Here is a 22,248-nt window from a genome sequence, read left to right as displayed (position 1 = left end):
CCGCTTCAAATCCGGCGAGCACAGGTGCACCGGCATCAAGGTGATGGATTCCCGAGGGAACGAGGCGGTGAGGGTGATGCCGTTAGAGACAATAGACAGGCTTTGAAATCGGTCCGTCTCTCAGGGCACGACCGTAACAACATGCCCTTTCTTGGTCCGACAGAACAAACGGTACTGAAGCTATTCGGACTGCCTCAATGGGCGGAGGGTGCTCGGCACCACCTCCCTCCCCTTCTGGCTGACGAAAGGAAAAATGATAAGACATCAAAAGGAGGAGAACATGAGCAACGAAATAAATTGTTCGATCTGGATCTGTTCCAATAAAACTCAAGATGAGTGCCTCGAACGTAATCTTTTTGGTGATAAAATTGATTATTATCGGAAAGGAGTAAGGGAAGGAGATATCTGCTTCCTTTACAACTGTCAGGCAGACGTGCTGTTCGGCATTTTCGTTGCCGTGTCAGACCCTGGTTGGAACTTGGAACCCGAGGCATGGGGTGGGGCATTTCCTTACCAAATACGAGTAAAACCTGCAGGCGAGATCAAAGCCGTTAGCGACGCCAGAACGAAGATCTTCAAACCAACCGGTCTCACAATGACCCGAACAAGGGCTGGGTGGCAAATTCCAGCTTTTGCATCCTATGGCCCTGATATAACTCGTAAACTTCTTGCGCATTTTCCCATCAAGGAGCTCCCTTCTCAGGAGGCGCTGGTTAGTTATAGACCGAAAGAGGGTTTTCAATCCGTCGCAGGACTAGAGGATGTGAAGAGGTTTATACGAGAACGGATGATCGAACCGTTCCTTAACCCCAGGGTTGCGGAAAAATACGGATTGCGAGTGGGTGGAGGTTTACTTCTGTATGGACCTCCAGGTACGGGTAAGACCCTTATTGCCAAAGCAACTGCCAAGGAAATAGATGCGGAGTTCATCGAAATTAGTCCTTCCATTGTGCGAGGTTTTCCCGGTGAACCCGAGCAGCACCTGGAACGGATATTTCAGGAAGCCCTTCAGAAACCTCGCGTTGTCATCTTCATTGATGAAGCGGATGCCTTGCTTGCTGCTAGAGAAATCGTGCAAACGTCTACGGTCATGCAACGAATTATACCCGCCTTTCTGCGTCTTTTTACCAAAGTTTTTGAGCAAAATGCGCCGGTCCTCATTATCGGTGCTACAAATAAGCCTGGAAACATTGATGAAGCCTTCTTGCGCCCTGGGCGTTTTGATCAGTGTTTAAAGGTTCCTTTACCTGACCGAGAAGCACGTATGGAATTGCTACGCTCAGCTTTGGCAAATAGACCAATTAGTCGTGAACTTCGAGACCATAAGACCCTTGAGGAATTAGCCGACAAGTTGGATGGGTGGACAGGAGCGGATATTCGACTTCTGATTGATCGAGTGGCTCATGAGGTGTTTATGCGACAAATACAAAGGAATCCAAGCTTAGGAAGGGATCCGGATGAAGAAATAAAAGAGGATCATTTGTTGCCTATTACGCTGCAAGATATTTTAGAAGGAATCGAAAAAAAGCTGTCAGGGCCATCAGTATCAAAAGAACAATTGAAAGAAATCGAGGACCGGGAGAAGAGGATAAGTTCACCATGAGACTTGGGTATGCGCATTCAAGTAATTAATGGGGCAAGGAAGTAGTGAAGCTGATGGACCTTAGCCAGAGGGTAATCTCATGAAATTCCTCGTTTGGTATTTCGCTTATGGATCGAACATGGACTCCAAGCGCCTTGAGGCTCGAATTGGTCGGAGCAGTATGCAATGGGCAGTTGGTATGATACGCGGCTACGAACTGGTTTTCAACAAGGTTGCCAATGATGAAAGCGGGTACGCCAATATTCGACCGAGTGAGCGAGGCATCGTATACGGGGTTCTCTACTTACTCAGCAAGCAGGAGCTTCGGAAATTGAACCGCTACGAAGGCGTACCAGAACATTATAAGTGTGTTAGATTGCAAGTAGAAACAGAACATGACGTGATAAAGGCTATGTCATACATCGCTGCGGACAGCAAGGTTAAAGAGGGCCTTAGGCCACGCTGCGATTACCTCGAGTGTTTAATTAAGGGCGCCAAAGAGCACAATCTTCCGCAGGATTACATCCGGCAACTCAGCGAAATAGAATGTTTAAAGGGAGACACGCCCGGTGCTGGTTGATAATCCCATTATCAACTCCCCCTTTGAAGAACCCACCCGTTACTGGGCATATGAACAGAGGCAGCCCGTCCTGCGGGAGGGCCGGCGGCCGGCGGGTTATTACCTGAAGGCGCGCACGCGCGGGCCGCAGATGGCGATCCTTGAGGAAGAATTCGTTCCCTTGGAGGTGGTCAATACCATCCGCGAGCGGGTCAGAGCCTGGCGCGCGCAAGGGTACCCGGGCGTAACGCCTATCACGCGGCAGCTGCTCCATCACTGGAACAATCCCGACCGGGAGCGCAAGCTCTTCTTCTGCCAGCGTGAAGCTGCGGAAACGTTCATCTGGCTGATCGAAGCATCCCCGGCCGAAAAACAGGGCATCGCCATCCCAAAGGACAATGCTCTCACCCGCTATGCAGCCAAAATGGCCACCGGCAGCGGCAAAACGGTCGTAATGGGCATGGTCATTGCCTGGCAGGTGCTCAATAAGCTCGCCCGCCCTCAAGACCGCCGCTTCTCCGATGCCGTTCTCCTGGTCTGCCCGAACTTGACCATCCGGGAACGGCTGCAAGTGCTTTTGCCCTGGAAGCCGGGAAACTATTACGAGAAATTTGACCTCATACCGCGCGGGTTGATGGAACGTCTGCAGCAGGGCAGGTTTCAAATCACGAACTGGCACCTCTTTCAACCCAAGGACGATAGCCGCTCAAAAAGCGTTGTGCAACGCGGGGTGGAAAGCGACGCGGCGTTTTGCCGACGCGTGCTGAGGGAGTTAGGCGCCAAGCAGAACATCCTGGTCATCAACGATGAGGCCCATCACGCCTATCGCCCGGCGCCCTTGCCTGAAGAACTCCGAAGCCGGCTCTCGGCGGAGGAGATCGCGGAACGGGAGGAGGCGACTGTCTGGGTCAGCGGTCTGGACAAAATCAACGCCGTGCGCGGCATTAACTTCTGCGCCGATTTTTCTGCCACACCATTCTACATCAAAGGTAGCGGCTACGAAGAGGGCGCGCCGTTTCCATGGATCGTTTCTGATTTTGGCCTGGTAGATGCGATTGAATCGGGCATTGTGAAAATCCCGCGTGTGCCAGTGGATGATAATACTGGCGCGCTCATTCCCAAATACTTTCGGTTGTGGGAGCACATTAATCGGCAACTCCCCGCCTCCGAGCGGCAGACTGCCCGTCGCCGTGCCAAGCCAGAATCCGTGCTGCGTGAAGCCGAAGGCGCATTGGTCACACTGGCATCAGAGTGGAAGAAGACCTTCGCAGAGTTTCAAAGGGCAAAATCGCCCGTGCCTCCTGTACTCATCGTCGTCTGTGATAACACTGACCTTGCCAAGCTCGTGCACCAGCACATTGCGCACGGGAATGTGCTGCCCGAATTGAAGAATGAGGATGATAGGGAATACACCTTCCGCATTGACTCCAAACTTCTTGCGGAAGCAGAAAGTGCGGTGGACGGAGAGACGAAGCAAGAGACCGCTGAACGGCTGCGAAAAACTGTGGATACCATCGGCAAAACTGAATGGGAAGGACAAGGTGACCCACCGGGCAAGGATATCCGATGTGTAGTTTCGGTCGGAATGTTGAATGAAGGCTGGGACGCACAAAATGTGACGCAGATTCTGGGATTGCGAGCCTTCACTTCGCAGCTTTTGTGTGAGCAGGTTGTGGGACGAGGCTTAAGAAGGATGAACTACGATGATTTCACCGAGCCCGAATATGTGGACATTTACGGCGTCCCATTTGAAGTCATTCCTGTCAAGAAGAAACCACTTGGGCGCACGGAAGTGCAAAAGGTTTCCACATTAGTGCGAGCCTTACCTGAACGCAAGCATCTGGAAATCACCTTCCCACGCGTGGAAGGCTACGTGTTTGACGTGCGTCAGAAGATTCGAGTGAACCTCAAGGATGTGCCTTACCTGAAGATTGACCCGGCACACGAGCCGACGGAAGTGGTTGTGAAGCCCGCTGCGGGCTTTCGCATTGGTCGCCCTGATCGCCTCGGTCCGGGCCCGGAGGTCTCGCATGACCGCAATCCGTTTCACCGCGAAAAGCGCCTGCAAGCAACGGTCTACGAAATTGCCGCTGAACTCACCCATCGCCTCAAGGACAAACGCGACCACTGGATCGCACGGCACATTCTTTTCCCGCAGGTGTTGAACATCGTCTGGCAGTATTTGGAGGAGCGTGTTATCCTCGCGGATCCAGATGTGCCGCTGGAAGAAATCGCTCTGCTCAAATACAAGCAACGCATCATCGAGCGACTGACTGAGGCGATCGAGCCCGACACGGAAGCTGGCGAGCCACCTTTGCTGCCAGTGATCGAGCGGTTTCGCCCCATCGGTTCCACATCGGAAGCCCTTTTCCGCACGGTGCGCCCGACGGTGGGGACCTCGAAAAGCCACATCAGCCACGTCGTGCTGGATGCGCCAAAATGGGAGCATAGCGTAGCGTATCAGTTGGAGCGAATCCCGGAGGTCATCGCCTACGCGCGCAATGACCACCTCGATTTCACTATTCCTTATGAATGGCTCGGCGCGAGACATGAGTATCGCCCGGATTATCTCATTCGCTGGCGGCTGCCGGACGGCAGCGAAGTCAAGGTCATTTTGGAAGTAAAAGGGTTGAGACCGAGCAGGATCGGCAGAAGGAGGCGGCGGCGCGGCGGTGGGTGCGGGCCGTGAACCATCATGGGGAGTTTGGGCGATGGGCATTTGTCGTGTGCAAGGTGCCAAGTGGGGTGCGGGAAGCTGCACGACGAAGTGCAGAAGCTTGGGAACGCCCGTGAGGGTTTTCGAGTCACGCCACCAGCTTACCAGAGCCACCTATTCAAACCAGCACGCTGGTCGGGCAGAAGACGTTTATTCTTGTAGATCGTCTCACGAGACGAAGCGCAGGACAATGGCCCTTGGTGGTTCATCCCAGTGGTGATTCACGAAGATCGCCTCCTACAAATTGCGGAATGGGCACATTTCGGATTTCCAAGCTTCGAGCCCCCGACCCATTATCCGTAATTCAAAAGGGTTTTTCAAAAGGCATCTGGTGTCCGAAAGCCTGCCCTGAAGGGGAGGCTGCGATCTTATAGCCTCCCTTGCCGGTCGGTGCCAGGGACGCCTACTGAGATGACCTCCAGTGCGCAATGCCGAATTGGCGCCCGACCCCTAGTGTGTGATGCCGAATCGGCGCCCCACCCGCTCAAAGGCTTCCAGCGCCCGATCGAGATGCTCGCGCGTGTGAGCCGCCGAAATCTGTGCTCGCAATCGCGCTTCGCCTCTGGGAACGACCGGGTACCACAGTCCCTTGATGTAGACGCCTTCGTCGAGCAACGCCACGCTCATGTCCATGGCGAGCGCGGCCTCTCCGAGCATGATGGGAACGATCGGATGATGGCCTTCGAGGATCGTGTATCCGAGGTTCGCGATCTCGCGCCGGAAATAGGCGGTGTTTTCCCGGAGCTGGTCAATGAGCGACGTATCCGACATGAGCAGGTCGAGGGCCGCGATTGATCCGCAGACGACGCTTGGCGGCATCGTATTGGAGAACGTATAGGGTCGAGACCTCTGTCGAAGCAAATCAATCAGCTCTCGCTTTCCCGCGATGAATCCTCCACAGGCTCCGCCGAGCGCCTTGCCGAAGGTTCCGGTGATCACATCAATCTGGCCGAATACGCCGAGTTCCTCATGAGTCCCCCGCCCTCGCGCCCCCAGCACGCCAGTGGCGTGAGAGTCGTCCACCATCAGAAGAGCCTGGAAACGCCGCGCCAACGCCACCAGCTCCGGCAGTGGAGCCAGGTCCCCTTCCATCGAGAACACTCCATCAGTGGCGATGATTTTGATCCGGTAGCCCTCGGCCTGATCGGCTTCCAGCATCTGGCGCAACTCATCGGTCTTTCGATGAGCATAGACTTTCGACTCGGTTGATTTAGCGATGATGCGACAGAGGCGCACCCCATCAATGATGCTGGCGTGATTGAGCTGATCGCTATAGATCACATCCCGGTAGTCACGAAATCCGAAATCGTTGGCGAGAAGACCCGAAAAGAAGGCTTCGTTGGCCGTGAAGCAGGACGAGTGCAAAATCGCGTCCTCACAGCCGACGAAAGCGGCGATCTTTTCCTCCAGCTCCCGATGAATCTTCTGAGTCCCGCAGATGAATCGGACCGAGGCGAGCCCGAACCCGTATTCGCGCAAACCGCGTGCGGCCGCCTCTTTGACCTTTGGGTGATTCGCCAGGCCGAGATAATTATTCGAGGCCAGCATGATGACTTCCCGGCCGTTGACGCGCACCACCCCCGCTTGCTCGCTCTCCAGAGGAACTTCAAATTTGTAGGTTTTAGTCTCCTTCAGCGTCTCAACGTCGCGGGCCATGAGGCGATAGAGTTCTTCAATCGTCACCATCTCTCCCACCTCCTCTCAGAAAAGCCACTGATTTCGCAAAATCTCTCCGATTTTTCTCTTCGTGAGAATTGGTGTCACTGGTGGCTTCTTTTTCAACATCTCGGGCGTTGTGACAAGCCGCAGGAACAATTCTCCTTCGTCGCCGTCAGCCGGAAAAATCCCGGGGATTGGGCGTGAAGATGAGCTTCTCCGCCTGACCTGAGAGCAGCGTCTCAAACGCGGCTTCATATTCGTCGAGGGTGAAACTCCGGGGCCAGACGAGCCGACCGAGCTTCTCCTTGAGTCCACCGATATCGTTGCGCAAGAGCTTGAGCATGGTCTCCCAGGTCTGGAACATCCGCCGGCCAAAGACGCCTTTGATGGTGACTCCCTTCCAGACGACATAATTGGCGAAGTCAAAGTCAACCGACTCACGAGGAATTCCGAGCAGAACGACTGTTCCCCCGTTGCGCACAATCTCGAACGCATCGCGATAGGCCGAGGGAGCGCCCGACATCTCCAGGACCACATCCACTCCGCCGGCTGCTTTTTCCGAGTCGCGGATCATTTGGTACAGCTCTTCGGAGGAGCGGGCGGTATCGAAACATCCATCAGCGCCGAACTCGCGGGCCAGGGCGAAGCGGTGCTCCGTATCAACGACCTCGGTGACAAAGATCCGCGCCGCTCCATAGATTCTCGCCAGTGCCGTCGCCATGAGGCCCAGCGGCCCCAGGCCGAGAATGGCAACAGTCTTCCCGCTGACGTGGGCCGTTTCCACAGTGTGCACCGCATTACCAAAGGCATCGAGAAAGGCCGCGATCCGAGGAGGGACCTGCGACAGGTCCCCCTGCTTGCCCAGAAGAATGACGTTACGTCGGGGAACAACCACGTATTCGGCGAAACAGCCATCGAGATGTACGCCCTTCACCCTCACATTGAGACAAATGTGCTCACTTCCCGTCCGACACAGCAGGCAGTGACCGCAGGGGATGTGCATCTCGGCCGTCACATAATCGCCCTTTTCCACGACAAGTTCCCGTGTGAGCCCCGGTGTGTGCAGCTCGGCAGGATCATCACTGACGTCTTCGACAATGCCGCAGAATTCGTGTCCGACGATAATGGGAGTGTAATGGTCCACCCGCCCAGTATAGCGGATCATTTCCTCGACGATGGCTCGATGACGGGTACTGGTATAAATGCTTTTGTCGGTCCCGCACACGGAAGCCGCCAGGACTTTGATCTTCACCTCTCCGTGACGCAATTCAGGTTCGGCGACGTCGCGAAGGATCAATCCATCACGATCCAGGGCTTCCTTTCGCAAGCAGCGCATAAAGACATCCTCGTATCGTGTTATGATGTGCACCACCCGGCCTGAATTATATCCCTGCTTCCGGGGAAAAGCTACGCGCTCAAATGTCAGGACAACGAGATAACCGGCAAATGCGAAGGTTATCGCGATTTACCTCTTCGACCTCGAAGGATATACTTGAGAGGGCAGACAATGGAGAAAACACTGAGTGGCGCTGCCATCGCACATCGTGTGAAACGGCTCTGGGGGGCTGATGGACATCGTTCTCCTCAGAGGTTGAAGGCGGAGGGATCTGAAGAATCCGCTCAGCTTTCATCGGGCGACTCCACCATCAAGGTCGGGGTGAAGGGATGGCTGCGGGCCGCACAAATCATCGGCGTCCTAATTCTTTTTGCCGCCTACATCTACCTGGACGCACTGGCGGCGATGGACCGAGAGAAAGTGCGGGGGCGGATCAAGCGGTTGCTCCAGCGCGTCGTGAGAAAAATTCTCGCTCAGGAAGCGCTCCAGAAAGAAGAGCGTTTGCGCCGACAGGCCATCTGGCTCCGCGAGCGGTTGGTCAAGCTCGGCCCGACGTTCATCAAAATCGGTCAGGCCCTGGCCACGCGAGGCGATTTGCTCCCGGTCCCTTATCTGATCGAGCTGGCGAAACTCCAGGACGAAGTTCCTCCCTTCCCCAACGCTGTCGCTGCCCGCATCCTGACCGAGGAACTGGGCGCACCACCCGATCAAATCTTCGCGCGGATAGAATGGACACCGATTGCCTCGGCCAGTCTCGGTCAGGTCTATCACGCCTGGCTCCCATCGGGTGAGGAAGTCGCCGTCAAAGTCCAGCGGCCTCACCTGAAGAAAGCGATCAGCTTCGACCTCATCATCCTCAAACGCATTGCCCGATTCCTCAAACGCTATCCCCGGCTCTTTCGCGGCGTGGATTGGACTGGCGTCCTCGATGAATTCGGCCTGACCATTTTTGAGGAGATGAATTACATCCAGGAGGGGCGCAATGCCGATCGCTTCCGCGAAAACTTTCGCCGGTGGAAAGAGGTCTATGTGCCGAAGATTTACTGGCAATATACGACCGAGCGCGTTCTCACGATGGAGTTCATTCACGGATGGAAGGTGACCGATGTCGAGGCGCTCCTTCGCCAGGGGATCACTCCTTACAAGATCAACCGGCTCCTGGCCCGAACCTATCTCAAGCAAATGCTCGAGGACGGATTCTTCCACGCCGATCCACACCCGGGAAATCTTCGCGTGATGCCCGACGGGCGGCTCGCCTTCTTCGACTTCGGCATGACGGGAACGATTGATGCACGGCTTCAAGGGCTGATGATTGACGCCTTCTTCCATATCCTCAACCGGGATGTCGCCGGCCTGGTTGACGATCTCATCCACCTGGAATTTCTCGATCCCCAGGTTGATCCCCGAACGATCCGTCCGGTCGTGGAAGACCTTTTCCGCGAATACCTGGGTTTGAAGTTGAGCGAGGTGAACTTCAAAGAGTTGACCTACGAGGTCGCCGAAGTCGTCTACGAATATCCCTTCAAGATTCCCGTGCGTTTCACCCGGATGATACGGGCGCTGATGGAACTCGAGGGGATCGGCATTGCGATTGATCCCGACTTCAACTTCATCGAGATCGCACGACCGTTTGCCCGCGAATACCTCTTCAAGCGCGAGACGCGCCATCTGAGAGATCAGCTTCTCGGCCGATTGTTTCGCGGCCAGGATGGCAAGCTCTCCTTGGGCAAGGTCTGGTATCTGGCCAAGCTGGCCGTGAAAGTTTATCTCGAGCGCCTCCGCGAGTGAGGCCGACTCGCCCGCGCAAATTAAACTTCTCGTCCGGGGTTGATTCTCAGCGTTGCCCTCTTGAGGGACGACTGCTGGCGGGTTCCCCGCTTCCTTCTCGCGCCCGGGCCAGGCTGGTTGGGTCCAGAGCGCAGGCCCAACAACGTCACCAGATCGAGATTCCGCCATCCACGACGAGAACCTGGCCTGTGACGTAGTTCGAGGCATCCGAGGCGAGAAAGACGATAGCCCCTTTGAGATCGTCTTCGCCGCCAAACCGACCGAGGGGAATATGCGGCAGGATGCGCTCTCCGCGGTGTTCCAGAATCCAGCGGCTCATGCGCGAGGGGAACCATCCCGGCGCAATCGCGTTGACGTGGACGTTGTGGCGGGCCCATTTGCAGGCGAGATCGCGGGTGAAGCTGATGATCGCCCCTTTACTCGCGCTATAGCCCACGGCATCCACGATCTCCGGCGGCGATCCGAAGAGTCCCGCGACTGATGCGATGTTGATGATCTTGCCGCGCCGCTGTCTGATCATCACCTGACCAACTGCCTGCGAGCACAGGAACGTTCCCGTCACATTGGTGCGGATGACCTTGTCCCAGTCGGCGAGCGACATTTCCTCCGCCGGAGCCCCCCAGGTGACACCCGCATTATTGACGAGGATGTCTATGCGCCCGAAGGTTCGCAGTGTCTCGGCGACCAGATTCTGGACGTCGTCGGGGCTGGTGACATCGCATCGCAGAGCCAGAGCGGTCACTCCGCGCTGACTCAATTCTTCGGCCACCTGCTGGCACCGGTCGAGTTTGCGGGCGGCTAGCACGAGGCGCGCTCCCATATCGGCCAGCGCGTCGGTCATCTGCCGACCGATTCCGGCAGCTCCACCGGTGACGATGGCAACACGCTCGGTCAAATCGAACAGGTCTCGCGTATGCATGGCCGTTCCTCCTCAATGGGGCGATAGCCTAGTCTACTTTCACGCACGGAAGCAAGAGATCACCCCGCTGCCACCCGGAGAAGTTGTTCCAGATCAATATTGCTTCCACTCAAAATGACTCCGATCCGCGCCCCCGGACGTTCAAATGCCCGACTCAGCAAAGCCGCTACGGCAACAGCCCCGGCTCCTTCGACAACCAGATGTTCGTGCTCGAGGAGAAAACGAATAGCATCGGCAATGGCGTGCTCGCTGACGAGGATGACTCCGTCGGCATACCGCTCGACGAGAGGAAACGTCATGGAACCGGGTTCGATGTTTCCCGCCAGCCCATCAGCGAGCGACTCCTTTTCCACGATCTGGACGATGCGGCCCGCCCGGAGCGATTCATACATGGCTGGTGAATTCTCCGACTGCACGCCGTAGACGGCAATCTTCGGATTGAGAGATTTAGCGGCCAGGGCCACTCCGGCCAGCAAGCCCCCGCCTCCCACCGGCACGAGGATGATGTCAAGCGAGGGGACAGCCTCCAGCATCTCCAGGGCGACCGTTCCCTGACCGCAGATGACCTCCCGGTCGTTGTAGGGGGAGATGAAAACAGCGTCGGACGTCGCTGCCAGCTCACGGGCATGACGCTCGGCTTCATCGTAATTCTCACCGCGAAGGATCAAACGCACACGATGGCGGGCGATGGCCTCGATTTTCGTCCGGGGAGCGGACCGAGGGACGATGATCGTCGCCGCAAGATCGAAAATCTCCGCCGCCAGAGCAACCGCGCGTCCGTGATTTCCCGCCGACACGGTGAGCACGTTACGGCCCGGCGAGGAGCGTGCCAGCAAGCTCAGGGCGTTGATCGCGCCACGCAGTTTGAAAGAACCGGTGAATTGAACATTTTCCAGCTTGAGATAGACATCGGCGCGACTCGCCTCCGAGAGGGCGTACGAGCGAACCAACGGCGTCTCCCACACATACGGGCGAAGGCGTTGTCGTGCCTGGAAAATGTCGGCTCCAGTGACGGTGGCCTCGTTCACCACGCTACTCTACCGGCACAAAGTATGCTAGGGCGCACCAACCTCTGGAAAGAGCGAAGGGAAGACGGCGGCTGTGTGCGGCACAATCCCGGCATCCGTATGATCACTCACGGGCGAAAACATCGTGCGCCTCGCCCAGGTCGCGGGCTGCCGGCGTGATAATGGTCCGACTGTTGATATAAATTTTTCGCCGCTCGGCAAGAGCCTTTTTCACATCCTCTTCGCAGACGAAATCCACAACCGCAGGCCGAGCCGTCGAAGGTGAGAGGTGAGTTTCAGTGCTCGACGAGCCGGCGGGAGCGCACGCCGGGCAGCCTCCCGACGGGACGTTTGCTCCCACTGAAGACGATGGCGAGGACGCGGGTTCGGCTACAGCGGAAGGGACACTCTTCGGGACGGTCGAATGACCAGCGAGTTTCGAGAGCAAAACCTGTTCGACCAGGGCTTCGAGAGTGGCCCGATCAATCCGAAGACGTTCCGGCGGAGGCGCCATGGCAGCGCGCGCGGGCTGAGGTCGCGCCTGAGCCAATCGCTCGGCGGCATATGGCTTGGTTTCGAAGGCGATGCGCTTGATATCGAGAAGGTGAAGCGGCGAGATGTTATCCGAAGTGATATTGCCGCCCCACGATCCACAGCCAAGCGTCATGCTGGGAGGCAAATCGGTCGTCAAGCCCACGGATCCGTGGGGAGCCGGCGTATTGACGACGATTCGGGCTGCCGGCTGACGCAGGGCAAACTCGCGGATGATCTGCCGATCTCGCGAGTGAATGGCCAGCGTGTGGCCGGTTCCCCCAGCGCGAAGAATCGCCTGGCACAGTTCGGCAGCGGCGCGCCAATCGGGTACCGTGTAATAGGCGAGAATGGGGGACAGCTTCTCGAGCGACAGCGGATATTCTTTGCCCACGCCCTTGAGCGGAGCCACCAGCACCCGTGTCGAGGGCGGGACGGAGAGCCCGGCCATCTCCGCGATGCGGGTGGCAGGCCGACCGACGACGGCAGGATTCACCGTGTGGGTCGGTAAGATGACCAGCGGCTCCAGAGCGCGAATCTCGTCCGGGCTCAACCAGTATGCCCCAAGCTTCGTCAGCTCTTCCCGCACGGCACCATCCACGGCAGCATCGGCGATGATCGCCTGTTCTGAAGAGCAGATCGTTCCATTGTCGAAACACTTCCCGGTGACAATATCGTTGACCGCTTTGGAAACATCGGCCGACCGCTCGATGTAGGCGGGAACGTTACCCGGCCCCACGCCGAAGGCGGGTTTGCCGCTGGAATAGGCAGCACGCACAAGTCCCAATCCACCGGTGGCCAGGATGACGGCGGTGAGCCGATGCTTCATGAGTTCCTGCGTTCCCTCCAGAGTGGGAACCGTGAGGCATCCAATCGCATCCGGCGGCACACCTTCGGCAACTGCCGCCTCCCGCAAGATCCGGGCAGTTTCGCTGATGCAGCGCACGGCAGCCGGGTGCGGACTCAGTACGATACTGTTGCGGGCTTTGAGGGCAATGAGAATTTTGTAGATGGTGGTTGAGGTGGGATTGGTCGAAGGAATGATGGCGGCAACAACACCGCGCGGATCGGCCATTTCGATGAGGCTCTCCGTCTCACGGATGATGCCGCAGGTCTTCAAATCACGAAACGCCTCGTAGACGCAGAGCGCCGCGAAACGATTCTTGATCGTCTTATCGGCCACATTGCCATAGCCGGTCTCCTGATGGGCCATCTCGGCCAGTCGTTCGGACTGAGCCAGAGCGGCCTCGGTCACTGCGGCAAAGACACGATCAACCCGGGATTGTGTGAACTCGGCCAGGGCTCGCTGAGCGTCGGCTGCCCGCTGGACCAGTTCGCGGGCTTGTTGAATGGAGACCAAATCCTGATCGCTGAGCATAGGATACGGCTATCAGCCCGAAAAGCGTGACTCGACCTGTTCAACTCCGGTTTGGTCTGCGACGCCGGGCCGTATCGGTTTCCGATTCGAGAACGTTGGCGCTGCGCTCGGCGAGAGCCTGTCCCCCTTCGCCGGTCAGGACGGGAATCTCACGCGCCTCTCCCTCGATGACGCCTCCGCCGTTGGGCAGGATGCGTTCGACTTCAGGATGGGGTCGGGGAATGACGTGAACGCTGATCAGTTCGCCGACACGCCGGGCGGCAGCGGCTCCGGCATCAGTGGCCGCTTTGACTGCCCCGACGTCCCCGCGCACGAAGATTGTCACGTAACCCGAACCGATATACTCGCGACCGATCAGTCTCACATTGGCCGCCTTCACCATGGCATCGGCTGCCTCCACAGCGCCGACGAACCCCTTCGTTTCGACCATTCCGAGTGCTTCAAATCCCATTGTCCTCTGATCCCTCCTCGACATTCGTATTCGCTGACGGTGCCGTTATGCTATCACAGAACCGGCTTTGAACGGAAGATGCATCAGGTGGCAAAATGTGCTACCATCTCCGGCGACAAACAGTGAGGATAGTCATCGGGATGAGCAAGGGTGTGCGGACATCCTTTCTCCTGCTCGCGCTCGTGGTGGGCTCCGGGGGGAGCCCGCAAAAACCCTCTCGACCGTCGTCGCCCCCGCGTCCTGTCGCCGAAGCCGATGTGCGCCAGCAGGCGGTAAGGGAATTTGAAGAGGGTCAGAAGGTTCACGCCCAAGGCCATCTGACGGAAGCCATTGCTCACTACAGCCGGGCTCTGGAGCTGATCCCCGACTTCCCCGAGGCCCTCTACCAGCGGGCCCTGGCAGAGCTTTCCCTCGGACAGATGGAACAAGCCGCTCGCGACCTCGCACGCCTGATCGAATTGGAAAAAGACTTTTTGCCCGATCCCGCCGCAGCCGACCCTTCTGTCCGATCCTTCTTCGCGCGGGTGCATAATCTCCAAGCGGAACTTTTCATCCGGCAGAATGATCCGGCCCGAGCGGAAGAGGAGTTGACGAAGGCGCTCGCGCGAGATCCCGGCTGGCCCCGGGTGCGGTTGAATCTGGCGTCGCTCTTTCTATCGCGTCGCGCTCTGGATCGCGCCATTACCGAACTGCAACAGGTAATCGCCCGTGAGGCGCCCCCTGCCGAAGCCTTCAGTCTGCTGGGCGCGGCGTACGAACAGGCCGGTCGGACGGACGACGCCATAGAGCAGTACAGTCGAGCCCTCGCTCTCGATCCGAACGATCGCCTGGCTCGAGAGGGACGCAGCCGGTTGCTGCTCCAGCGGAAGGATTATCTCCGCGCCGTGGAGGACCTGGAAATCCTTCAGAAAGTTGATCCGTCACCCGACCGGGCCTTGCAACTGGCCGATGCTTACGCGCACATCAACAAGGACGATCAGGCTATCGCCCTCTGTCAGAAGCTTCTGCTGGAGGATCCGAAGAATCGTCCGGCCCGCGAGCGATTAATAGCCTGGCTGGCGAAATCGGGACGGATCGCAGACGCTCTCGCCGAAGCCAGGCGAGCAACGGAACTTTTCCCCACTGATGCGACCGCCTGGGGCCGGTTAGGGGAACTGCTCCTCTCCACCGATGCGGAGGAAGCCGTTCGCGCCTACGGGCGCGCGGTCGCGCTGGAGCCGAGCAACCTTGTGTTTCGCGCTAACTATGGATCGGCACTTCTCAAGAGCCGGCGTTTTACCGATGCCCTCGAGCAATTCCGGGCAGTGCTCGCCCGCGACCCTGAGAATGCCCATGCCCACGCCGGCCTGGGCACGGCGTTCTACGAGCTGAAAGACTATGCGCAAGCATCCCATCATTTCGGCTGGATTGTTGAGCGACAGCCGCAGCAACCCGTCGCCTATTATTTCCTCGCCATCTGCAACGACCGATTAGGGCAGTACGAGCCGGCCATGACCCTTTACGAGAAATTCATCGCTCTGGCGGATCCACTCAAACACAAGAACGAGATCGAGAACGCGCGTCTGCGCATCCCGGCGCTCAAACGCCTCATTGAGGAAGCAAAGAGACGACGCAAGGAGTCAAAGAGATGATCGCTCGGCGAGGACATCACGGGGGGCGTTTCATGATTGCGTGCTTTCTCGTCTGGAGCATCGTCGCAAACTTATTCCTCCCGATTCGGCCTGCGGGGGCCTCCTCTCCGGCCGCGCCGGGACGCGAGCGGATGGAGTCCACGATCTCGCTTCGGCAGGGGTCGGAGGTCACAGGTCAAACTGCCCCGGACGAGCAGACGGTTCAGGCTTTGCTCGCACCGAGCGAGCGCGCAGAACTCAGTCGCCAGTCCAATATCGGCAAGCGCATGAAGCTCCTGCTGAAGTTCGCCGCGCAACGACTGGACCTCATTCGCCAGCATGCTCTGCGCGAAGAATACGGCGAAATCAGCCGGATCAGTCACGAGTACAAGGTGCTCGTCACCTACGCCTACTCGCTCATCGAGACGATTTCGCCCAAACCGAGCCGTCGTAAATCCGCCTACCGAGATTTCGATCTCGAAGTTCGTAAACAGATTCGCACGCTCGAACAGATCGAGCGGCTCATTCCCCTGAGTCAGAGCGGAGACGTGAGCGACGCCATCCGAACGGCCACACGGCTGCGCCACAACGCGCTCAATGCGTTTGCAGGAGATCGCATTTTCAAGTCCCCGTCGTCCAAGCAACACTGACCGGAGGGATGAAATTTCCCTGGTTCGGTTTTCCTCTTCCGTAGATTTTGATAGGCCGGGTCCCTGACTCCGCAGGGTCGTTACCTCCCCGGTCGTGCACGCGGCTACGACTTAAGCGCGCGTAGGGAAGATGACAGCCGGGGGCGGCGGCAGCCCTCGTGGGGCCTTTCGCCGCCCACCGGCGGTGATGGGTATCTCGCGCTCGGCGATGATCACCTGCGCCTAGAACTGGAACTTGATGCCGCCGATTCCGACAGCACCCGGCGCACGGAATCCTTCCTCGATAATCCTCCGGTCAAAGAGATTATCCACCTTGCCGTAAAGGGTCACACGCCACCGCTCGCCGACGGCCCTCGTGAAGCTCGCGCCCAGATCGGCTTTAAAGTAACCGTCGAACGGGAAGATCACCTGCGAGAAGAAGAGCGGATCAAACAACGGGAAGTTATGGCGGCTGACCGAAATGAAATCGAAGGTGATGTTCAAACCGCGCCGGAAACTGCGATTGACCTCGAGGCTGAAGGTGTGACGCGGGATGCTGAAAGACTGAAGGCTTGCACCTGAGGGAAGTCGCCGATTATCGGCGAGCAACGTCGTGCCGGGGAGCACCTGAGCCGAGTTCGCATAGGTGTAGGCAGCATTGACAACGAGTCCGCTCGAGGGCGACGCTTCCAGGCTGAATTCAAACCCGCGAGCCAGCGCCCCTCGCGCATTCACCGTGCGAAAGAGCGCGGTCGAGACGATCACTTCCTGCAATCGGGTATAAAAGTAGGTCGCCGACGCGCGCACTTTCCCTCCCCAGAGGATTTGATCCAGGCCGCCATCTAGCGAGAGGGCACGTTCGGGCCGCAAGAAGGGATTTCCGACCCGTTGACCCCGGAAGGTGGAGAATCGTTCGCTCAGGCTCGGCGCACGAAAGCTATTCCCCACATGGGCGCGGAACTTCGTTCCCGTTCGGGCGACGGAATAGGCGATCGAACCGTCGCCGACATAGGCCCGAGGGATGGGGATATTCTGAACTTCCGGCACGCTCTGCGGATTGCGAAGTGAGAAACTCTGCGTGCGAAACGAGGTGGCAACCTGAAACCGCCCATCGAAAAACCTCGCCTGATTCTGAGCAAAGAAGGCGAGCGATCGCTGGCGGTCAGTCGTCGCGGGCGTGGAGAATCCCGGCGATTGAAATTCCTGCGTGTATGATTCCCTTTCGACTTCGATGCCCAGGCTCACAAGATGAGTCCTGCCCGCGCGAATCGTGTTGGTGACGTTGAACGTTTCGATCCGCCCATCGCTGCGAAAGATCGAGGGAAACTCAAAGAGACCGAGATCCTTCGCCCTCGCACTCTGAGCCGGACCGTCGTCGAATATCCGATCAGTTACAACGGATTGGAATGAAGCCGAGTAGCCATAGAAACCACCAACCTGTCCGGAGAAGACGACGGAGCCCACAAACATACGGCCGTCGCGGAAGCTATCCGGATCGGGCTGATTTTCGACCCATCCGGCGACCGGACCATTACCCGTCGCAAATCCGAATTCATTGCCGGGCGGTCCGATGGGGAACGGGCTTTCGCTGAGCCGTTTCATCCCATCGCTGAAATGAACGGTTCCGCGCAGATGTGCACTCGGAGCGATGGTGTAATGAATGCGTCCGCCGAGGCTCGTCGTCCGAAAGACGTCCTGACCGTGAACGCCATGAGTCACATCGAGCCGGGTAGCGGCGACGCTATAGTCGAGGTTCGTCGTACCTCCGCTGAGCTGAGCGTGCTCGCGGAAAAATCCCATGCTTCCCCCCTCGAAGCCGAGGTCAAATCCGAAGGGACCTCCTCCTCCCGCCGGGACGATATTAATGACGCCACCGACAGCATGACTCCCGTAGAGGGAGCTACCGGAACCGCGCAATACTTCAATCCGCTCGACATTCGTGACGAGAATGTCCTCGAGAAGCGGATTGGCGCTACCGCGGAAATCGGCGGCATCGCGCACGCGCAGGCCGTCCAGGAGAAGCGACGTGTCAGCCACGCGGAGTCCCCGGACAAAAATCTTCGAGAACCCACCGGGCCCGCCGAGCTGAACCGTCCGGACTCCGGCTGCCGGACGCAACGACTCGATGAGCGAGTATTCGTTTCGTCGCTCGATCTCGTCCGCGCTGACAACCGAGATAGACTTGGCGGCCTCGTCCACCGATTGTGGAGTTCCGCTGGGCGTGACAACCAGCTCCTCGCGCACACCGGCCGCCGATAGCGTCACCTCGACCGTTTGATCCTCAGCCCCGGTCACTCTCAGGGTCATCACCTGTTGGCGGAAGCCCGGAGCTTCGATGTCGAGAAGATAGTCCCCGGAGCGGACGCGGGCAAATTCGCAGATGCCGCTGTCGTCGGTCACAGCAGTCCATTGCAATCCGTCGCGCGAGAAGAGCCGAACGCGCGCGCCTCGAATTGAATCGCCCGCCGGATCGAGGACGCGCACCCGGAGGCCCGGGGCAAAGGGTGCGGACAAAGCAACGGCAGGGTGAAGCAGTGGAATGACTGAGAAGAGGAAACAGGATAGACTGAGCGAGTAACCGATCAGACGTTTCATCATAATCCCTCCTTGTCTCGACCCCCGTAAGACGGAGGTTAATTTGGAACGCAGCGGGCCGGTCTCCTGGCTTGCGGCATCGAGCCTACTCTCCTGGCCTTCCCACCGGGCCAGCCTCTTCAGAGCTTGAAGAGACCATCTCCCGACAGTGGCTGTGAGGATTTCGTAGCCGCTCACAGTTGCGAGGGCAGCGGTGGATTTTCACCACACTTCCCGTTCACCCTCTGCGCAAAGAAAGCTGTCAAAGATCAAAAAACAAGATGGGACTATACAGCGTCTCCCCTCCAGCTGTCAAAGCGAGACGCGCGATATGCACCAAATCCGTCGCAGGCTTCGCATCCGCGCCCGAAGCCATAAGCCGCGCGGGTGGTCGTTACTTCGCCTGATAGCGGAGGACTTTTCGCGCGGTGACGTGCTTGAGCAACTCGTCCCGCCGCATGAAATAGGTGGGAGCGGCGCGGCCCCGACTGAAGAGTTTCTCCGCCTGATCGTCCCAGTGAGGGCTGTTGGGATCATCGCTGTGACCGAGCGGGACCACTGAATATGATCGAGGAGGATTGGTGAGGATGACGATCTGGGTTGACGTTTGTCCGCTACGACCGACCATCTCATTACCGACGGGCGAAAATCCGATAGCGCGAATCGTCGCCATTCCGACGTTGTTCGGACCGCTGTTGAGCGAGCCTCCCCCGACGGGCCAGGTTCGTTTGCCGCCCTGCCGTCCGACCCGGAAATAGCACCCGTAGGGGACGCGCAGCGAGCCAAACGTCGTCTTCAGCCATTCAGCCGCACGAGCTACGGCCTGAACCAATTCCTGATCCGTCACCGACGCCGGAGGATCAACCAGCGGCGCCAGCGTCGGCCCCAATCCCTTTTTGAAAGCGTAATAAGCCAACGCTCCTTCAGAATCAGGATCGCTGCGCCGGTTCCACCCCTGAATGAGAGAGTAGACGACCGTCATGTCCTCGGTTTTGTCGGTATCGGGCGTTCGCGTCCACGCCTCTTTCAATCGCGCCTGCCACAATTCGGCGTACCACACTTGCGTATTAAAAGCGATCTCTATGGCCTGTTCGTCGGTGACATTCGTGGCAGCGTCGAGAAGTTCGGTCATCATCTCGCCGCGCTGATGGCGCGGTGCCGTGCGACTGGCATTGTAGATATAAGGATAGGCAGCATACTTCTCCGGCGTGAGCGGACTATCCTTCATCATGGCGAAGGGCGTGACGTTGCAGTTATGCATGTAGCCCGACGGGGGATTCGTGATCTGCACGAGATCGCTGAGCGGATGAATCCCCTGCCATTCGGTGGCCGAGGTATTGCCGGGAATTGGACGGCTCGGATCAACGCCTTTCGGTCGGATCGGCACGCGCCCGGTGCGCAGGTAATAAATATCGCCCTGCACGCAGCCGACCATGATGTTCTGGGCCATAAGCTGGAGACGGCCGAGGGCCTTCTTCATCTCCTCCAGATTCCGCGCCGTCATCATCTCATAGACCTGATCCGAGAGGCCCACCTCCTCGGCGTAAGGAACCGCCATGGCATAAGCCTTTCCATCCTTCCGGGCAACGACCGGTCCGTGGTGAGTGTACTCGATTTCCACGTCCACCCAGTCAATCTGGTCCCCCTTCTTCACACCGATGCGTTCCTTGCGGACGGTCATATCGCGCCATTTCCCGTCGTAGCGATACTGGCGAGGATTTTCCGGGTTGATCTCCTCCTCGTAGACATCGGATGTATCGGGACCTCCAGTCGTCATGGCGACCGAACAGTACTGACTGTGGCCGAGTGCCGGAATCGGAACGCCGAGGATGGACACGCCGGAGACTTTGAAATCGCCAGCATAGATGCGGACTTGATAGAAACGAAACTCGCCGTACCAACTGAGGTGAGGATCAATGATGGCGATGGGAGCGCGCATGGCCGTGCGCTGCGGAGCAATGAGCACTTCGTTCGATCCCCGATAAGTCGGCGGCTGGACGGGGATTCCCGCCCGGCGCAAGTCACCTGCCGCTTCGCCAAGCGGCCAGCCGAAAATGATGAAGCGCGAGAGAGCGATGACATTCCAGGGGTGAATCTCCTGGGCCCATTGAGGAACTTTTTCCGGGTGCTCCTTCATGAAGGCTTTGACGCCCTCGATAAAGGCTTCGATGACCGCCCGCATCTTTGGACTGACCTGCTCGTAGCGTTGACGGCTCACCTCGGCGTGCCGCCAGACGCGCTGCGTGTAATCTGAACTGAAATACTCGGGACCGAAAACTTCGGCCATCGTTCCGGTGGCCCGACGATAATTCTTCAGCAGTTCTTCGAGACGATCCTCGGCCTGAGCGTAACCAACAGCATAGGCGGCGGCTTCGAGTGTGTCGGCGAAGATATGGGGGATGCCGAACTCGTCCCGATAGATTACTGCCTCCGCAGCGGCGTGCCGCATCGGCAAGGGTGAGACGACACTGCCTACGCAAAGCAGGCCGATGACGGCGAGACCTATTCTCTTGCCTGGACCTTTCATGGGCGGAAAACTATAGCGATCTCGCCCTTGAAGTCAAGAAGGAAGCAACTCTCAATACCCTACGGGCTTACCGTCCATCCGCGCATCGGACGCCCCCAATCGTACGCCTGTCTCCGGTTCGATCATGATCGCCTGCACGTCGCCGAGCAGCCTCGGTCGCTCGGTGAACCGATGACCGCGAGCGCGCAGGGCCTCGATCGTATCGCGGGAGAGGCCGAAGGGTTCGTAGACGATCTCATCCGGCAGCCACTGGTGATGAATGCGGGGCATGTCAACCGCCTGCTGGATATTCATCTTGAAATCAATCACGTTGAGGATGACCTGAAGAACCGTGTTGATGATGGTCGGCCCACCAGGACTGCCCAGGGCAAAGAACGGCTTGCCGTCCTTGAGCACTATGGTCGGCGTCATGGCCGAGAGAGGGCGTTTCCGCGGGCCGATGGCGTTGGCTTCGCTCTGAATGAGCCCAAACATGTTGGGCACGCCTGGCTTGGAAGTGAAATCATCCATCTCGTTGTTGAGAAGAAATCCGGCGCCGGTGACCGTCACACCGCTGCCATAGCTGCCGTTGAGCGTGTAGGTATTGGTGACGATATTGCCCGCTCGGTCAACGACGGTGAAATGGGTGGTATGGTCAGATTCGTACGGGAACGGATCGCCATGACGGAGGGATGCGCTTGGGGTAGCCCGCGTGAGGTCAATTGTTTTTCTCAGTTGTTCGGCATAGCGACGTGAGGTGAGTCCCGCTACAGGAATGCGCGAGAAATCAGGATCACCCAAAAACTGAGCGCGATCGGCGAAAGCCCGGCGCATGACCTCCACCAGGAGGTGGAGATAGGCTGACGAGTTATGCCCCAGTTCGGCCAGATTGTAGCCTTCCAGCATGTTAAGCATCTCGATGAGGGCGACTCCGCCTGAACTCGGCGGAGCGACGGTGATAATTTCATAGCCACGATACGTGCTGCGGAGCGGCTGACGCTCG

The 22,248-nt window shown here is 58.1% G+C and carries 14 protein-coding genes, 1 pseudogene and 1 riboswitch; of the genes and pseudogenes, 6 read left to right on the top strand and 9 right to left on the bottom strand.

The window, feature by feature from the left end; all coding sequences use genetic code 11:
• Positions 1 to 280 precede the first annotated feature (280 nt).
• The 3 genes from VNM72_09255 to VNM72_09245 all read left to right on the top strand — a co-directional run bounded on the left by VNM72_09255 (position 281) and on the right by VNM72_09245 (position 4,830).
• A complete protein-coding gene (locus VNM72_09255) occupies positions 281 to 1,603 on the top strand; it encodes an AAA family ATPase (GenBank protein HXF05590.1) in 1,323 nt (440 codons plus the stop codon).
• Between the two features lie 79 nt (positions 1,604 to 1,682).
• The gene (locus VNM72_09250; protein HXF05589.1) at positions 1,683 to 2,162 is read left to right on the top strand and encodes a gamma-glutamylcyclotransferase family protein; all 480 of its coding nucleotides are present in this window, start codon (positions 1,683 to 1,685) and stop codon (positions 2,160 to 2,162) included.
• Complete coding sequence (locus VNM72_09245) at positions 2,152 to 4,830, top strand: DEAD/DEAH box helicase family protein (protein HXF05588.1); 2,679 nt, start codon at positions 2,152 to 2,154, stop codon at positions 4,828 to 4,830. Before VNM72_09250 ends, VNM72_09245 begins: the two co-directional genes overlap by 11 nt.
• A 477-nt stretch (positions 4,831 to 5,307) precedes the next feature.
• Here the strand turns inward: VNM72_09245 and VNM72_09240 are convergent, their stop codons facing one another.
• Complete coding sequence (locus tag VNM72_09240) at positions 5,308 to 6,543, bottom strand: glycine C-acetyltransferase (GenBank protein ID HXF05587.1); 1,236 nt, start codon at positions 6,541 to 6,543, stop codon at positions 5,308 to 5,310.
• A 145-nt stretch (positions 6,544 to 6,688) separates the two neighbouring features.
• Positions 6,689 to 7,852: a zinc-binding dehydrogenase gene (locus tag VNM72_09235; protein ID HXF05586.1), complete on the bottom strand. Its 1,164-nt coding sequence runs from the start codon at positions 7,850 to 7,852 to the stop codon at positions 6,689 to 6,691.
• 171 nt (positions 7,853 to 8,023) lie between these two features.
• Here VNM72_09235 and VNM72_09230 point away from each other — a divergent pair, with 171 nt between their 5' ends.
• Positions 8,024 to 9,640: an AarF/ABC1/UbiB kinase family protein gene (locus tag VNM72_09230; GenBank protein ID HXF05585.1), complete on the top strand. Its 1,617-nt coding sequence runs from the start codon at positions 8,024 to 8,026 to the stop codon at positions 9,638 to 9,640.
• A gap of 145 nt (positions 9,641 to 9,785) precedes the next feature.
• Here the strand turns inward: VNM72_09230 and VNM72_09225 are convergent, their stop codons facing one another.
• The 4 genes and pseudogenes from VNM72_09225 to VNM72_09210 all read right to left on the bottom strand — a co-directional run bounded on the left by VNM72_09225 (position 9,786) and on the right by VNM72_09210 (position 13,926).
• The gene (locus tag VNM72_09225; protein HXF05584.1) at positions 9,786 to 10,559 is read right to left on the bottom strand and encodes an SDR family oxidoreductase; all 774 of its coding nucleotides are present in this window, start codon (positions 10,557 to 10,559) and stop codon (positions 9,786 to 9,788) included.
• A 59-nt stretch (positions 10,560 to 10,618) separates the two neighbouring features.
• Complete coding sequence (locus VNM72_09220; protein HXF05583.1) at positions 10,619 to 11,524, bottom strand: threonine/serine dehydratase; 906 nt, start codon at positions 11,522 to 11,524, stop codon at positions 10,619 to 10,621.
• 166 nt (positions 11,525 to 11,690) lie between these two features.
• A complete protein-coding gene (locus VNM72_09215) occupies positions 11,691 to 13,475 on the bottom strand; it encodes an aldehyde dehydrogenase family protein (GenBank protein ID HXF05582.1) in 1,785 nt (594 codons plus the stop codon).
• A 184-nt stretch (positions 13,476 to 13,659) separates the two neighbouring features.
• A pseudogene (locus VNM72_09210) lies at positions 13,660 to 13,926 on the bottom strand (BMC domain-containing protein).
• A 140-nt stretch (positions 13,927 to 14,066) separates the two neighbouring features.
• Here VNM72_09210 and VNM72_09205 point away from each other — a divergent pair.
• Together VNM72_09205 and VNM72_09200 are read left to right on the top strand one after the other, a co-directional pair.
• Positions 14,067 to 15,557 carry a tetratricopeptide repeat protein gene (locus tag VNM72_09205; protein ID HXF05581.1) on the top strand — a complete coding sequence of 497 codons (1,491 nt, stop codon included), beginning with the start codon at positions 14,067 to 14,069 and terminating at the stop codon, positions 15,555 to 15,557.
• Positions 15,558 to 15,688: 131 nt separating this feature from the next.
• A complete protein-coding gene (locus tag VNM72_09200; GenBank protein ID HXF05580.1) occupies positions 15,689 to 16,186 on the top strand; it encodes a hypothetical protein in 498 nt (165 codons plus the stop codon).
• A 222-nt stretch (positions 16,187 to 16,408) separates the two neighbouring features.
• Here VNM72_09200 and VNM72_09195 read toward each other — a convergent pair whose 3' ends face one another.
• From VNM72_09195 to VNM72_09185, 3 genes are all read right to left on the bottom strand, one after another.
• Entirely contained in the window at positions 16,409 to 18,763 is a 2,355-nt protein-coding gene (locus VNM72_09195) for a TonB-dependent receptor (protein ID HXF05579.1), read from the bottom strand.
• A 35-nt stretch (positions 18,764 to 18,798) separates the two neighbouring features.
• A riboswitch (cobalamin riboswitch) is annotated at positions 18,799 to 19,018 on the bottom strand.
• Between the two features lie 115 nt (positions 19,019 to 19,133).
• Positions 19,134 to 21,188, bottom strand: coding sequence for a penicillin acylase family protein (locus VNM72_09190; GenBank protein ID HXF05578.1), 2,055 nt, complete (start codon positions 21,186 to 21,188; stop codon positions 19,134 to 19,136).
• A 129-nt stretch (positions 21,189 to 21,317) separates the two neighbouring features.
• Positions 21,318 to 22,248 (bottom strand): gamma-glutamyltransferase family protein (locus VNM72_09185; GenBank protein ID HXF05577.1); only part of this gene is annotated, 931 nt, incomplete at its 5' end.

It is taken from the genome of Blastocatellia bacterium, from assembly GCA_035573895.1.
Classification (GTDB): Bacteria; Acidobacteriota; Blastocatellia; order HR10; family HR10; genus DATLZR01.
This window is presented reverse-complemented; position numbering and strand designations above follow the sequence as displayed.

Excerpts from the sequence above, each read along its gene's own strand:
- VNM72_09225 (HXF05584.1), bottom strand. The coding sequence starts at position 10,559 with ATGCATACGCGAGACCTGTTCGATTTGACCGAGCGTGTTGCCATCGTC.
- VNM72_09190 (HXF05578.1), bottom strand. The coding sequence starts at position 21,188 with ATGCGGCACGCCGCTGCGGAGGCAGTAATCTATCGGGACGAGTTCGGC.
- VNM72_09195 (HXF05579.1), bottom strand. The coding sequence starts at position 18,763 with ATGATGAAACGTCTGATCGGTTACTCGCTCAGTCTATCCTGTTTCCTC.
- VNM72_09255 (HXF05590.1), top strand. The coding sequence starts at position 281 with ATGAGCAACGAAATAAATTGTTCGATCTGGATCTGTTCCAATAAAACT.
- VNM72_09205 (HXF05581.1), top strand. The coding sequence starts at position 14,067 with ATGAGCAAGGGTGTGCGGACATCCTTTCTCCTGCTCGCGCTCGTGGTG.
- VNM72_09240 (HXF05587.1), bottom strand. The coding sequence starts at position 6,543 with ATGGTGACGATTGAAGAACTCTATCGCCTCATGGCCCGCGACGTTGAG.
- VNM72_09250 (HXF05589.1), top strand. The coding sequence starts at position 1,683 with ATGAAATTCCTCGTTTGGTATTTCGCTTATGGATCGAACATGGACTCC.
- VNM72_09200 (HXF05580.1), top strand. The coding sequence starts at position 15,689 with ATGGAGTCCACGATCTCGCTTCGGCAGGGGTCGGAGGTCACAGGTCAA.
- VNM72_09215 (HXF05582.1), bottom strand. The coding sequence starts at position 13,475 with ATGCTCAGCGATCAGGATTTGGTCTCCATTCAACAAGCCCGCGAACTG.
- VNM72_09230 (HXF05585.1), top strand. The coding sequence starts at position 8,024 with ATGGAGAAAACACTGAGTGGCGCTGCCATCGCACATCGTGTGAAACGG.
- VNM72_09235 (HXF05586.1), bottom strand. The coding sequence starts at position 7,852 with ATGCGCTGCTTGCGAAAGGAAGCCCTGGATCGTGATGGATTGATCCTT.